Source organism: Sedimenticola selenatireducens DSM 17993 (assembly GCF_000428045.1).
GTDB lineage: Bacteria > Pseudomonadota > Gammaproteobacteria > Chromatiales > Chromatiaceae > Sedimenticola > Sedimenticola selenatireducens.
This window is the reverse complement of the sequence record NZ_ATZE01000015.1, coordinates 49,080-63,585: the sequence shown is the minus strand read 5'-3', so window position 1 is coordinate 63,585 and position 14,506 is coordinate 49,080. Positions and strand designations below refer to the sequence as shown.

The following is a 14,506-nucleotide window of genomic DNA, read 5'->3' as shown; positions in this document are numbered from 1 at the left end:
ATGTGCACACTTTCCAAAGTCAGCGTCGCAGTGTTCTGCATGCTGTTGCTCGGTGGTTGCGCCACGCTCGCTCCGGATTATCAACGTCCGGTCGCGCCGGTGCCCGACAGCTGGCCCGACGAATCTGCGGATGCGCCGCAGACAGAACAAGGCGTAATGGCCGCGACTGATATCGACTGGCGTGTCTACTTCAGCGATGCATCGCTGCAACGACTCATCATGCTGGCGCTCGCCAACAACCGCGATCTGCGCGTGGCGGCGCTGAACATTGAAAAGGCGCGCGCGCAGTATCGTATCCAACGCGCCGACCTGTTGCCGTCCGTCGAGGCCAGTGCTGGCCGCAGCGCCTCACGCGCGCTGTCTACCCAATCCGGCGCTCTGTACACCAGTAGTCAGTATGACGTCGATCTCGGTTTCTCTTCCTGGGAACTGGATCTGTTCGGTCGCGTGCGCAGTCTCAAGGACCAGGCGCTGGAACAATACCTGGCCAGCGAACAGGCCACCCGCAGCACCCATATCAGTTTGATCGCCTAAGTTGCAACCGCCTATCTGACTTGGAGCGCGGACGCGCAACGCCTGCGCCTGGCGCAGGAAACACTGAGCAGTCAGGATGAATCCTACGCACTCACGCAGCGCAGTTTCGACGTGGGCGTGGCCTCCGAGCTGGACATGCGCCAGGCGCAGACCAGTGTCGATGCCGCGCGCGTGGACGTTGCGGTATACACCGCCCAAGTCGCGCAGGATCGCAACGCGCTCACCTTGCTGCTGGGCACTTCTGTTCCCGGTGACTTGCTTCCCGCAACACTGGATATGCTGCACACCGCGATGCCGGAGCTGACGCCAGGCATACCCGGCGAGGTGTTGCTGCGCCGTCCGGATGTGCGTGAGAGCGAACACAGCCTGCGCGCCGCCAATGCAAACATCGGCGCGGCGCGTGCCGCGTTCTTCCCGAGCATCACGCTCACCGCCAGCGCGGGCACTGCCAGCGACAGTCTGTCGGGCTTGTTCGCCTCCGGTTCCGGCACCTGGAGCTTCCTGCCGCAGGTGATGCTGCCGATCTTCAACGCTGGCAGCAACCGCGCCCATCTGCGCGTCGCCGAGGTCGAGCGCGACATGCTGGTGGCGCAGTATGAGAAGAGCATCCAGACCGCTTTCCGCGAGGTGGCCGATGCGCTTGCTTTGCGTAGCAACATTGACAATCAACTCGCTGCGCAGCGTTCGCTGACGGATGCCACCGCAGTGACCTACCAACTGTCCGAGGTACGCTACCGCGGCGGCATCGACAGCTATCTCAACGTGCTCGACGCGCAACGCGCGCTCTACAGTGCCCAGAAAAACCTGATCGCTACCCAACTTTCACGGTCGACCAATCTTGTGACCCTCTACAAAGTGCTCGGGGGCGGTTGGCAGGAGGCCGACAGCGCGCCTGATGCGATTGCGGTCGCTCGCTAGTTTCCAATGCACGCGATGACAAGGAGAAACACCATGACTTCTGAATCGAACACAATGAATCCTCCGTTAAACCCTCGCGCTAACGATGTGTCGTTGCGCGACACGCTGGATTGCTACGGTTTGATCTTCAGGTTGAATCACTGTCGCGGCACTGGTACTCGTCATGCTCGGCATTATGCAATCGATACAACGGGCGTTGCGCCGGTGGTCAAGCAGGCTGTTCAAGGTCTGCGCCCACTGGGTCAATGTGCCATTGTTGGTTTTACCGGTGAAGTGACGTTCAAACATTCAGCAAGAAATTATGGCCGAAGGCAAGGCATTGATAGGCGTTATTGAAGGCGACACCGTGCCACAGATGATACTTCCCGAACTGGTGAATTATCATAAAACGCGGATTCAACTCGCTAGTGCAACAGGTGGGTTGACCCCGAAAAATACCTGATTGGGCGTTTTGATGCCAAGACATTTTCGGGGGCGATTGTTCAGTTTATCCATGACTTGGTTGACCTCCTCCTGCGTGATGGTTGTAAAGTCCCGGTGTTTCGGGAAGTACTGGCGAATGAGGCCGTTGGTGTTCTCATTCAAGCCCCGCTCCCAGGAGGCGTACGGATGGGCAAAGAAGAACCTGGCATTGAGGCCTTTCGCAATGGTCTCATGACCGGCGAATTCCTTGCCGTTATCGGAGGTCAGCGTGTGAACACGGTCAGCGATGGGTTGGAGCAGCTTGAGGATGGCTCTGGTGACGTTACTGGCGGTTCTTCTCTCAACCTTGTGGATGAGTGTCAGTCGGGATTTCCGCTCGGTGATTGAAACGATGGCCTGCTTATGGCCCTTGCCGATAATCGTATCGAGTTCCCAGTCGCCTAACCGCGAACGGCCATCAACCACGGCAGGTCGCTCATCAATGCTGACACGGTTAATCAGTTGCCCACGGCGGCTATAGCTGCCATAGCGCTTTCGACGCTGCTTCTGGCAACGCAGATGGCGGTAGAGGGTACCACCCATAAACTTGTCCTGGAGGACGTACTGGTAGATCCACTCATGAGAGATTTGAATATCGACCTCTTCGCCCAGCCACAGGCTGATTTGCTCGGGACTCCACTCCTCGCGCAACAGATGCTCGACCCGCTCCCAGTGGGCATTGGTAATACGGGGCTGGCTCTTGCTCTGACGGCGCTCTACAGACAGCCGGTGGGCCTGCTTAGGTCGATAGCCACGCAAGCCACGGTTACGCCGGAGTTCCCGGCTGACGGTGGATTTGTGGCGCCCAAGTATCTCGGCTATATCTGTTTGATTGTGACCTGCTTTCATCAGAGCCTGAATCTGGTATCGTTCTTCCTGGGTAAGCTGCGTGTACATGGTGCTCCTCTAACTTTGGTCGGTGAGAGAAGCTATCTATGCTACCGCAGCTTGCCCTCTAACCAACTCTGTCGAGTTGCACTTGGTAATTGAATTCGCGAAAAAGGCCTGTTACCTTTCGACAGGTTAGTGGGTATTTACGATTTTGAGGACATCGACCAGGCGTTCGAAGACTCAAAAACCGGAAAAACCATCAAGCCGATTCTGAGGATAGCAAACGCATAGGATCATATTTCACTATGAGCAAGATCAAACTCAGTTTTTGGGGACTGTTGCTGGCACTAAGTGCGCTGTGGCTGTTCGCCGACACATTAATACCAGACCCATTCAACTATTTTTCGTTTCGTGGTGTATTTGTCCAGTACACCGGGGTGGTCGCCATCGGTGTTATGAGCGCGGCAATGCTGCTTGCGCTACGGCCAAAACTGATCGAGCGTCCATTGAACGGGCTAGACAAGATGTACCGTCTGCACAAATGGCTTGGCGTCACGGCCTTGGTTGTTGCAACGGTTCACTGGTGGTGGGCGAAGGGTACCAAGTGGATGGTCGGCTGGGGCTGGCTGACAAAACCCGAGCGCAAACCAGTCATTGAGCAGATGCTCTCAGCACCTGAAGAATTGGCGCGGAGCCAGCGCGGTCTGGCCGAATCTGTTGGTGAATGGGTGTTCTATATCGTGGCGATTCTCATTGTTCTTGCACTGATAAAGAAATTTCCGTATCACCTGTTTAGAAAAACCCATAACTGGCTTGCGATTGCTTACCTGGCGCTGGTGTTTCACACCGTTGTTCTTACCCAGTTTAGCTACTGGTCGCAACCTGTCGGCTGGGTATTGGCGATCCTGATGCTGGGGGGAACCATGTCGGCTTTGCTGGTACTGACTGGCCAAGTGGGTGCCAGACGCAAAGCGGAAGGTGTCATCGAGTCAGTGACTTACTATCCAGGACTGAACGTCATAGAAGGCACTCTCGATGTGGGCAACGGATGGCAGGGGCATGTACCGGGGCAGTTCGCATTTGTCACATCCAACAAACGTGAGGGTGCCCACCCTTACACCATTGCCTCTGCGTGGAATCCGGAAGAGCACAGGATGACGTTTATAACCAAGGGGTTGGGTGACTGGACGAGTCGGTTGCGCGACAGACTAAAAGTGGGTATGCCGGTTTCCGTGGAAGGCCCTTACGGTTGTTTCGATTTCAATGACGGTCGATCACGGCAGATCTGGATTGGGGGTGGCATTGGCATTACACCGTTTATTGCGCGAATGAAGCATCTGGCCCACACGCTGGGCGAGCAGGAGATCGATCTGTTCCATGCGACGACGGATTTTGACCAGACGGCGATTGACAAGCTTACGGCCGATGCTGAAGCGGCTAACGTAAAACTGCATCTGTTCGTTACACCAAAGGATGGCCGCCTGACGGGTGAGCAAATCCGTAAATTAGTACCGGAATGGCGTTCGACGGGTGTCTGGTTCTGCGGGCCCGCGGCTTTCGGTGATGCCCTGCGTGAGGATTTTCTGGCCAACGGACTACCGGCGGCAAACTTTCATCGCGAGTTTTTCGAGATGCGATAACTGTAAAGCCATGTGAATACCATACATCAATATTTCTGCCATCCTGATTGTCCCTGATTATGTAGGGTGTCCCTGGAATTCCCGAAACTGCATATAGCCATCGGCGCGCTGGTGTTCGCACCGCTTGCGTTTCGCGTGCTGTGGAGGATGTTCAGCGACGGCCCTGCGGCCTTCAAGCAACCCGTGGCGATGCAACGTCTGACGCAGTTTGTGCACGTCGTCCTGTTACTGGGTATCAGCGTGCTTATCGTCACCGGCCCGCTGGCAGTGTGGACCGGTGATCGGGCCATCGAGGTTTTAACCTGGTTTTCGATACCGAGCCCGACCGGTAAAATGGAGTCCCTGCACGAGGCACTTGAAGTGGTTCATGTGGTTGCCGCGAAGGCCGTTCTGGTTGCGGTGGTTCTGCATGTGTTCGGCGCTTTCAAACATCTGGTCTTTGAGAGGCAGGAGTTCGCCGGCCGCATGGTTGAACGCAAAAGTGGTTGATGCACGTGTGAATTGGTGATTACCGTATCGATTAGCAGTAAATGCTGAACATGGTATTTTGCATGGTATTCTCACCTGCACCAATAAATAAACAATTGAAAATAATGCTGGAAAATGGCCTGTTTACAATTGGCGTTTTCCTGCGCACTGTAATGTAAAAACCAGTGATACTATGAGGGGTAGATTGATGTTGGCATGGTATCAGCCGGACTGAGCATTACCTGTCGAGCAAGGCCTCAGCCTGCTTTCGGCCATTAAAGACATGATCGGCTCCCAGACCACGAAGGGGATGCGCGTCCTTGCTTGTTTTGCGCCGAAGATACCGGAGTGCGGCGTCTGGAGTGACAGCAGTAATCTGACCACTATCGAGACCTATCCTTCGGCCTGCAAAAGTTCAGAAACCATTCAGGCACTGCCCGACCTTACCCCGCGCTCACTCATACAGACGCAGAGGGCCTGAATAGCGCTTTTATTTTGAAAGAAAAAGATATACACTTTTCTTTCAAAAATATGGGCAAGCACGCAGACAGTACCGACAGCAAGATCTTCCGCCGGATTCAGGGCCGCAAGCGGGGCTGGGTCTTTACGCCCGACAGTTTTACGGATCTTGGTACCCGCGGGGCTGTCGATCTTGCACTGATGCGGCATCGGGACAGCGGCCTTATCCGCCAGCTGGCCCGGGGACTGTACGATTACCCGAGAATTGATCCCCAGTTGGGTCCGTTGCAACCATCGACGGATGATATCGCGAGCGCACTTGCAGGTCGCGACGCTACCCGGCTTCAACCCTCCGGGGCCTACGCGGCCAATTTGCTTGGACTCTCCACGCAAGTCCCCATGAGGGTCGTTTATTTAACGGATGGTCGCTCGCGGACTGTCCAGGTTGGCAAGCGCCAGATCATCCTGAAGCACACGACTCCCCGCAATATGGCCACTGCGGGAAAGATCAGTGGGTTGGTGATCCAGGCACTGCGCCACCTGGGCCAGAAGAACGTCGATCAGCAAGTCATCACACAGCTCGATCGTCGGCTCGATGACGATGCACGCAAGCAACTGGTAAAGGATATTCGATATGCCCCGGCCTGGATCGCCGATATCTTTCGTTCACTGGCCGATCGGGAAAGCGCAGCATGAAAGAATTTATTGAGATGTCGGAAGAACGTCGCCGGCTCGTCTGTACGGAGACGGGCGCGCAACTGAATCTGTTCGAGATTGCCGTCGAAAAGGATTTCTGGGTTTGTTGGACGCTGGGCAAATTGTTCAGTCTGCCCGAATGGGGCAAACATCTGACGTTTAAGGGTGGTACGTCGTTATCCAAGTGCTGGAATCTCATCGAACGTTTTTCCGAAGATATCGATATCGTTATCGACAGGGAAGCCTTGGGTTTTGGTGGAGAAAATGCCCCGGAACAAGCACCCAGCAGGAAACAGATGACCAAGCGTCTCAAGGCGCTGAAAGAAGCCTGCCAGCAATGTATCAGTGATCAGATTCAACCGACACTCTTCGAATCGATCTCATTAGATCTACCGGACACACTCGAATGGTCGCTTGAGCCTGATCCCGACGATTCCGATGAACAGACCTTGCTGTTGTTGTATCCAACGGCCTTCCCGGAGCAGGCCGCCTATCTCCGCCGTGCCGTAAAGATTGAGATGGGCGCCCGGTCAGATACAGAGCCTGTTGCATCCGTCGAGATCACGCCCTATATCAGAGAAGCCTTCCCGGAATTACTGACCGAGCCAGGTTCAGATGTGAGAGCAGTACGGCCAGAGCGCACATTCCTGGAAAAGGTAATGCTGCTGCATGAGGAGACATTTCGTCCAGAGGCCAGGAAAAAGCAGCGACGATCGATGGCCCGCCATTACTATGACNTCTACAGGATGATTCAGGCCGGAGTGGGTGACGAATCTGTCCGGGATCTCGGACTATTCCATCGGATTGCCATGCATCGTCAGNTGTTCTTCCGCTATACGTGGGTCGACTATTCGACGCTAAATCCGCAGGAACTGCAGCTGNNACCCTCAGCCGCCGATCTCCCCGCGTGGCAGGCCGATTATGAAAGTATGCAGCAGGAAATGTTCTATGGTGATGTGCCAACATTTGAGGAGATNCTGGAGGAAGTCGCTGATTTCCAGAACCGGCTGAATGCTGGGTAAGCGACATCATCCCGGGGAGCGGTTTGGCAGCGTTCAATCGGCAATTTTATCGAACATTTTGAAGGATTTTCTGAGCATGGTATTTTTCATGGTATTACCGTTTAGCAGGAAAATAAGCCATTGAATATAAAAGACAAAAAAGCCTTATTTACAATAGAGTGGGAGTGACAGGAAATTATAACCTATTGAATTATAATAATAAAAATAATCCAATTGATAATGTAACCTGCATCATCACTGGTATTTTTCATAGTATTTTCAGGCGCGTTTAAGCAGAAAACCAGCGATACCATGAGAGGCAGTTGTGTACTGTCATGGTATTTATTGGCGCTCGGCGAGGTTCTGATGCCTCTTCCCGAACGAGTGTGGCGTGATTATGATCTATAAACACGCCAATAATACCTATAATATGGCGTGAATAAGTGCTAAAATCGCGCCATGAAATGGATATGGCAACAGCCCGACTGGCCAGATTTTCGCTATGACAATAGTGCGCTCAATGATCGGGAACTTGAATTTCGCCTGAACTCAGAGCGCCTGGCTGGCCGCTTTGATGCGCTACCAATGGCGTCCCAGGAAGATGCCACGATTGACTTGATGCTTTCCGAGGCCATCAAAACCAGCGCCATTGAGGGCGAGGATCTGGACAGAGAATCGGTCAGGTCATCTCTTCTCTCTTTAATTGCATCGGATACGCTACCGGACAACTCAGACCAGAAAGCTGCTGGGGCTGCATCGCTGCTGGTGGATGTTCGCAAGAACTGGCAAGCATCCCTGACGCATGACCTGCTGGGTAAGTGGCAATCCATGGCCGTCCCGGAACAGCGCTATACGCCTATTTTGCGAGGCGCATACCGCAACGATCCTTCGCCTATGCAAATAGTGAGTGGGCCTTATGGTCGGGAAAAGGTTCACTATGAAGCCCCGCCAGCGATTCGGGTGCCTGATGAAATGGCGAGATTCCTCGACTGGTACAATCAGACCAGGCCTTCGAATCGGGATAAGGAGATACCAGGGATTGCCAGGTCAGGAATTGCACACCTTTGGTTTGAAGTGGTTCATCCCTTTGATGATGGTAATGGGCGAGTCGGTAGGGCGATTGCTGACCATGCGCTTTCACAGTCTCTCGGCTACCCGTCCACAGCTTGTCTTGCCACGGCGATAGAAGGGGATAAAAAAACCTATTACCTGCAACTGGAGAAAGCGAGCCGTGGAAGTATGGACGTTAACGCTTGGCTTGATTACTTTGCCGATATGGTCATCAAAGCACAGGAAATTGCCAGGGAAGAAGTGGACTTTTTACTGGCCAAGACACGATTCTACGAAGCCTATGGTGACCAGCTGAATGACCGGCAGGCCAGGATGGTGTCGCGGGTATTCGCTGAAGGTCGAAAGGGCTTTGAAGGCGGAATAACGACCAAGAAATACGAAGCGATTACCAAGTGCCCCAACCGGACGGCCAGCCGCGATTTATCAGACTTGGTTGCAAAGGGGGCCATAATCCCGTTACCGGGTGGTGGCAGAACGACCCGTTATAAGTTGAACGTTGCCGAACCGGTCGGATTTGGTTTAGGGAAGAAATGATTTACTGTGAGCAGGTGATATTTGTGTTGGTTAGCAGGATTTTCTGAGCATGGTGTTCTTCATGGTATTATCGTTTAGCTGGAAAATAAGCCATTGAATATAAAAGAGAAAAATGGCTTATTTACAATCGAGTGGGAGTGATCGGCACTGACAGGCAACGACTGGCACTGGCTGGCATTTCGGCCAGGACGGCGCGCCGGGATTGGGATGTCAGTAGTTAGCAGTGTCACCTGCCCAAGCAGACCTTCCTCTATTCGGATCGTCGAAGCTTATTACTCGGCGTTCGCTGCTCATTTGGCGGAGCAGGGCAGCCAGACATGCATGCAGTCGATATCATCCGAAAATAACATTTCTCATTGAAAGAGAGCCTAAATCGAATCCCTCGGATGTAAAACGTACGCGATCATTTTTATTTGCAGCACCTGCAGCATAAATCAGCGGTAACCAGTGATCCGGCGTGGGATGTGCAAGCTGTGCGTCAGCCGTATCCGGGTATATAGACAAAAGTGGTTCGATATCATGTGCTATCAGTATTTGCTTCACGGCCTCGTCAAAACGATCGGCCCAATCAGGCGTGGCAGCTGTACCGAATCGCATCTGTCTGAATGCATCTGGAAGGTTGTGCACAATGTTTCCGCTGGTGAAAATGAGAATGTTCTGATCACGCAACCCTGCTAGTGATCTTCCAATTTTGTAGTGCTGCGTTACATCAAGATTGCGGTCGATACTAAGCTGCACGACAGGCACAGTCGCCTCCGGATACATCCAGCACAGCACCGACCATATACCATGATCCAATCCCCAATCTTCACTAAGCTGCACGCGCTCTTTGCCCAAGAGTTCACGAACCGACTCGGCAAACTCGGGATGACCAGGTGCGGGGTATTTAATTTCATAAAGCGCCTGCGGAAAACCGCCAAAATCATGAATGGTCGGTGGCCGAAGATTAGACGTCAGATAGCTGCCGCTTACGTACCAGTGTGCCGAAATCGCTAAAATAGCCGCTGGCTTTGGTACGTAGTCGCGTAGCTGTGCAAAGCCACGGCTCCATTGATTGTCTTGAACTGCATTCATGGGTGAGCCGTGACCAGCAAAAATTACCGGCATTCGGTCATGGGATAAGCCGCGTTTTTCTTCGATCATTTTTAGTTCCTGTCAGGTTAGCCCGTTCTTCATGTGAATGTTTTCTTCCAAACGGGGTGGTTAGTATTACCATAGTTTCGTGGGACCAACCGGGACGATGCCCCAAGGATTCAAGGCGCGGATGGAGTAGTATCCAATTTTAATATGCTCTGGCGATACCGTTTCTGCGATGCCAGGTAGCTCATAGATGTGCTTCATGTAGGCAGTGATGTTCCGATAGTCGCGCAGCTGACGTAGATTGGTCTTGAAAAGCCCGTGATAGGCGAGGTCGAAGCGGATCAGGGTCACGAATGCACGCACATCGGCCTCGGTGAGACGGTCGCCAACCAGATAGTTTTGAATATCAAGTCGTTGATCAATCCAATCCAGACTATCAAACACCTCTTGAACAGCTCGTTCATAGGCTATTTGGGTTGTCGCAAAACCGGCACGGTAGACGCCGTTGTTGAAATTGTCGTAGAGACGATCGTTGACGTCGTCAATTTCCGGGCGTAGGTCAATCGGGTAGAGGTCGATGCTTTCGCTGGCCAGGTTGCCAAACCCGTCATTGAACATACGAATGATGTCGGAAGATTCGTTGTTGACGATGGTCTCTTTATGCTTGTCCCAAAGCACAGGGACCGTGATCTGGCCGGTGTAATCTGATTTCGCGCGAAGGTAGAGCTCGTACAGGAACTCGGCGCCGTGCAACGGGTCCGGCTTGCTGCCGGGCAGCGTGTCGTCATCACCACCAAAACGCCAGACCTTCTCAGTAAGGCGGGGGTCCAGCACAGTAACCGAAATAACATCCTCCAGGCCCTTGAGTTTGCGAGCCATTAATGTGCGCGAAGCCCAGGGACAAATCAGCGCAACATACAGGTGGTAGCGGTCGGGTTCGGCGACGAATCCACCCTCACCGGTAGGCCCCGGGTCACCATCAATGGTGATCCAGTTGCGAAATTGGGATTGCTCTCGAACAAATCCGCCTTCGTCGTCGGTACCCTGTACGGGATGAAAATCTCTCGCCCACTGCCCATTGATTAACATTTCAAACCTCCTATAAACGCTTCTGCTCAATTTAAGCCGGGACGCTTCGTCCCGGCTATGTCGAGCCTGTACACATGACCTTGATCAGTTCCTGGACAACAAGGCATCGAGAGAACCCCGGCCTGCACCACTGATGGCAAGGGCAACCGATGCAGCCAGTAATGCCAGACCAAACTCGTAGCCGTCATTGCTCATAAACAGGCCGTTACCGATGTGGACAGTAACGATGGCAACAACCATGGCAAAGGCAAGCACTGCGGCTGCCGGGCGAATAAGCAAGCCCAGGATCAGGGCAAGGCCGCCAAAAAATTCGGCGCTGCCGGCAAGTAATGCCATCAGGTAGCCGGGGTTCAGGCCGATCGAGGCCATCCATTGACCGGTTCCTTCCAGGCCATAACCACCGAACCAGCCGAACAGTTTTTGCGCGCCGTGGGCGACAAAGATGATGCCAACCAGGATACGCAGGGACAGTTGGCTCAAACCGGCATCAGTTGCCATAATTTTTTTCAATAAGATCTTCATGATGATTTCCTCAGTAAAGTTGAAAGGTTATTTAACAGACCTGTCGATCGGATCAGGCGTCCTGCATCCAAGTTGGCGCGATGTGTGTGCCAAGACCGGCGCCGTATCCCAGATAGATATTCAGGCCGGCCAGCGGCTCCAGATAACGCGCATTTTTTAGTCCACCGGCGTCGATCGTTGCGAACCCCATGCTTTCGGCCACGGCACGAGCCTTGTCCTTGCCATCGTCGCTGTCTCCGGCGATAAATACGGTCACCTTGCGACCGTCGCCGAAATCGCCGCCCTCGGCCAGGACCTGGGCAAAGACGGTATTGAAGGCCTTGACGAGATTGACGCCGGGTAAAACTTTGGCAATTTCCTCTGCAGCAGAGGTCTCATGGCCAATGGTCAGGCCCATATAGTTGGGCGTGAGCGGATTCGTGATGTCGATGACCACCTTGTCTTGAAGGTCCCCTACAGATTGCAGCGCATTGACCGCTTCCTCGTACGGCGTGGCGACGATCACGACTTCAGCTTGATCAGCGGCGAGCGCCGGGCTGGCCGCGTTTACCCCCGGATGGGCTGTTGCGATTGATTCCGCTTTGGCGATTTCACGCGCGGTGACAGTGACCTGATGACCGGCAAGGGACAGTTGTTTAACGAAAGCCGCGCCCATATTGCCGGCTCCGATGACAGTAATTTTCATAGTGGATCTCCTGGTTTCAACAGTGTTAAAAAAGTCGCCTTGCGGCAGATTCGGGCTATCCCGCGTACGAGTAGCACTTTACTTATTCAAAATAATGAGATAAATAAGCAACTATTAAATAAACTATACCGAAATATCGAATAATGGATCGATTTCAGGAAATGCAGACTTTTTGCGCCGTGGTGGATGCGGGTAGTTTTGTTAAGGCCGCTGAGGTTCTGCATATGTCAAAACCAGCGGTGTCACGTCATGTGGCGGAACTGGAGGCGCGGCTCGGTGTGCGGCTGCTGCATCGAACCACGCGGCGGCTATCACTCACGGAAGAGGGTGCCGTGTTCAATACCCGTTGCCGTGAATTACTTTCTGGTCTTGAAGAGGCGGAATCTGAAGTCAGCTCGCGTAGTAGTGCAGCACGCGGACTCCTGCGAGTGAATGTACCGGTGTCCTTTGGCGTCCAGACTCTTGCGCCCCTCTGGGATGCATTCCACGAACTGCATCCTCAGGTGCGGCTCGATGTAGAACTTTCCGATCGGGTCGTGGACGTGGTTGAGGAGGGATATGATTTGGCTATCCGCATTGCCACGCTGCCTGACTCTTCCCTGATCAGCAAGCGACTGGCCAGTACGCGAATTGTTCTTTGCGCCACACCCCAGTATCTGGAAAAACATGGTCAACCCTCTGATCCGGGTGCGCTAGGTGCGCATAAAGTAATCGGATACAGCTATTGGTTGGGCGGGGATACCTGGGAGTTAGAAGGTCCTGAGGGTCCGGTCAGCGTGAAGATTCATCCATGGATGACGACAAACAACGGTGACACGTGCCGGGCGGTTGCACTTGCGCATCAGGGAATCATTCTACAGCCAACTTTTCTGGTCGGGGACGATCTGGCGGCTGGCAGACTGGTGGAAATACTTCCCGAGTACCGTTCAATTGAATTGGGTATCTATGCGGTGTATCCGACGCGCAAGCACGTCGCACCCAAAGTTCTTGCACTCGTTAATTTTCTTGGAGAGAAGTTGTCCGGACTAGAATGATGCTGTTCGTGAAGGGTCTGGAATCAGTTTCAACTACAACTGGGCACTCCATGACCTGACGCAGGCTTAACTGGTTCAAGACTTTGCACCTCTGGCTGGAACCCGGAGATCTTAAGAGTTATTCATGCTTGCAGAGATAGATATGATTTCGATGATATTTCGAACTACTAGAATGGGATAAGGTAGCCTAGGGTGCTGTGTTGTAGCCTTCAATCGGCAATTTTTTCGAGCATTTTGAAGGATTTTCTGAGCATGGTATTTTTCATGGCATTACCGTTTAGCAGGAAAATAAGTTATTGAATATAAAAGATAAAAATGGCTTATTTATAATCGAGTGGGAGTGACCGGCACTGGCAGGTAATGATTGGCACAGGCTGGCAACAGCAAGGACGTAAGATCGAAATATCGTTTCGAGACTCTAGCGTTTTCTATTTTTTGAGCACTTATTCAAGTTTATCCAGTTCGCTTTTATAGCGTTCCTACTCAAGCGCCCGGGCGTTTTGCCAACATGCATCCAGTTGATGCGGTGCTACCAAACATTTCTGTTCTCAAGGCCTATATAAAACCCTCAGGTAGATTTAACATCCCGTTTCCCACGATGCGAACTTCACCTCCGATGGTCACTGTCAGTTCAGCGCGCGAGTGAACCATTGCGTGTATTTCACTTGGCCGATGGACGAATGTACCCTGCGACAGTCGCAGTTCCACGCCTGCTGAAGCTAACCCGTGCCTGACCAAATAAGCTGCCATCGGTCCGGCCGCACTGCCGGTCGCCACGTCTTCCACTCGGCCCTCGTTGTCCCAGGTACGCCCCTCGAATCGATTTATATCGAATACGTAAACAAATTTGGCACCAACCCCGGCGAGCCGGGCTTCAAAATCTGCTACAACGATTCGGGTGGTTTCAAGATTTGATCGGATTGGAACGATAAGATAGGGCAAACCCGTTGAGACGACCTGCAGTGGAAGATCTGGCACTCTATCCGGCAGGTCCAGATTCAGCGCATGCAAAAATGAAGCAGACGCTTTCTCAGATATATCCGGGCCAAATGCGGAGGTTCCCTGGTCCATTTCTGCGATATATGATTGATCCTGTCGCTTACTGATGACCTTGATAACGCGCTGCTGTATCACGAATTCAAGTCGTGCGTTCTCTTCGTTCGAGAAAAGCTTTGAATGCAGCAATGCGGCTGCGCCTATGACCGGATGCCCGGCGAACGGCAGTTCCTCTTCCAGGGTGAAAATCCGCGCATGAAATCTGTAAGCATCCTCGGATTGCCTGATGAATATCGACTCGAACTGGCGCATTTCCCGGGTAATGCTTTGCATGACATGATCGGGTGGATACTCTTCAAGAAGAAACACACTCAGACCATTTCCGGATAAAGGCTCCGGAGTGAATACGTCGATCAGGTGGAATTCGAGCGCTTTTGAATTTTCAGTGATCGATACAGTCATCTGTAATAACCTTTTTCCGTAATC

The 14,506-nt window shown here is 52.9% G+C and carries 13 protein-coding genes and 1 pseudogene; 8 read left to right on the top strand and 6 right to left on the bottom strand.

Annotated features, from left to right (window positions below; translation table 11 throughout):
- Both adeC and A3GO_RS26190 read left to right on the top strand, forming a co-directional pair.
- A pseudogene (gene adeC / locus A3GO_RS23905) lies at window positions 1-1,452 on the top strand (AdeC/AdeK/OprM family multidrug efflux complex outer membrane factor).
- Between the two features lie 33 nt (window positions 1,453-1,485).
- Window positions 1,486-1,788: a hypothetical protein gene (locus A3GO_RS26190; RefSeq protein WP_157606823.1), complete on the top strand. Its 303-nt coding sequence runs from the start codon at window positions 1,486-1,488 to the stop codon at window positions 1,786-1,788.
- 60 nt (window positions 1,789-1,848) lie between these two features.
- Here A3GO_RS26190 and A3GO_RS0113700 read toward each other — a convergent pair whose 3' ends face one another.
- Window positions 1,849-2,811 carry an IS30 family transposase gene (locus A3GO_RS0113700; RefSeq protein WP_029133875.1) on the bottom strand — a complete coding sequence of 321 codons (963 nt, stop codon included), beginning with the start codon at window positions 2,809-2,811 and terminating at the stop codon, window positions 1,849-1,851.
- A 239-nt stretch (window positions 2,812-3,050) separates the two neighbouring features.
- Here A3GO_RS0113700 and A3GO_RS0113695 point away from each other — a divergent pair, with 239 nt between their 5' ends.
- The 5 genes from A3GO_RS0113695 (at window position 3,051) to A3GO_RS0113675 (ending at window position 8,614) form a co-directional block, all read left to right on the top strand.
- A complete protein-coding gene (locus tag A3GO_RS0113695) occupies window positions 3,051-4,385 on the top strand; it encodes a ferredoxin reductase family protein (RefSeq protein WP_029133874.1) in 1,335 nt (444 codons plus the stop codon).
- A gap of 66 nt (window positions 4,386-4,451) precedes the next feature.
- Window positions 4,452-4,874, top strand: coding sequence for a cytochrome b (locus tag A3GO_RS25390; protein WP_051302309.1), 423 nt, complete (start codon window positions 4,452-4,454; stop codon window positions 4,872-4,874).
- A 510-nt stretch (window positions 4,875-5,384) separates the two neighbouring features.
- A complete protein-coding gene (locus A3GO_RS0113685) occupies window positions 5,385-6,008 on the top strand; it encodes a DUF6088 family protein (RefSeq protein ID WP_029133873.1) in 624 nt (207 codons plus the stop codon).
- Window positions 6,005-7,030 (top strand): nucleotidyl transferase AbiEii/AbiGii toxin family protein, encoded by a 1,026-nt coding sequence (locus A3GO_RS0113680; protein WP_029133872.1) that lies wholly within the window; start codon window positions 6,005-6,007, stop codon window positions 7,028-7,030. The genes A3GO_RS0113685 and A3GO_RS0113680 overlap by 4 nt, the downstream gene beginning before the upstream one ends.
- Window positions 7,031-7,468: 438 nt before the next feature.
- Complete coding sequence (locus A3GO_RS0113675; protein ID WP_029133871.1) at window positions 7,469-8,614, top strand: Fic family protein; 1,146 nt, start codon at window positions 7,469-7,471, stop codon at window positions 8,612-8,614.
- Between the two features lie 333 nt (window positions 8,615-8,947).
- Here A3GO_RS0113675 and ygiD read toward each other — a convergent pair whose 3' ends face one another.
- From ygiD to A3GO_RS0113655, 4 genes are all read right to left on the bottom strand, one after another.
- On the bottom strand, window positions 8,948-9,757 hold the full coding sequence (gene ygiD, locus A3GO_RS0113670) for a 4,5-DOPA-extradiol-dioxygenase (RefSeq protein WP_037375413.1): 810 nt from the start codon (window positions 9,755-9,757) through the stop codon (window positions 8,948-8,950).
- Window positions 9,758-9,823: 66 nt separating this feature from the next.
- Window positions 9,824-10,783, bottom strand: coding sequence for a glutathione S-transferase family protein (locus tag A3GO_RS0113665; protein ID WP_029133869.1), 960 nt, complete (start codon window positions 10,781-10,783; stop codon window positions 9,824-9,826).
- Between the two features lie 84 nt (window positions 10,784-10,867).
- On the bottom strand, window positions 10,868-11,305 hold the full coding sequence (locus A3GO_RS0113660) for a DoxX family protein (protein WP_029133868.1): 438 nt from the start codon (window positions 11,303-11,305) through the stop codon (window positions 10,868-10,870).
- 52 nt (window positions 11,306-11,357) lie between these two features.
- A complete protein-coding gene (locus A3GO_RS0113655; protein ID WP_029133867.1) occupies window positions 11,358-11,990 on the bottom strand; it encodes an NADPH-dependent F420 reductase in 633 nt (210 codons plus the stop codon).
- A gap of 143 nt (window positions 11,991-12,133) precedes the next feature.
- Here A3GO_RS0113655 and A3GO_RS0113650 point away from each other — a divergent pair, with 143 nt between their 5' ends.
- Window positions 12,134-13,024 carry a LysR family transcriptional regulator gene (locus A3GO_RS0113650; RefSeq protein WP_029133866.1) on the top strand — a complete coding sequence of 297 codons (891 nt, stop codon included), beginning with the start codon at window positions 12,134-12,136 and terminating at the stop codon, window positions 13,022-13,024.
- Between the two features lie 555 nt (window positions 13,025-13,579).
- On the opposite strand, the gene A3GO_RS0113645 is transcribed toward A3GO_RS0113650, so the two are convergent.
- Window positions 13,580-14,482, bottom strand: coding sequence for a PhzF family phenazine biosynthesis protein (locus A3GO_RS0113645; RefSeq protein WP_051302307.1), 903 nt, complete (start codon window positions 14,480-14,482; stop codon window positions 13,580-13,582).
- Window positions 14,483-14,506 lie beyond the last annotated feature (24 nt).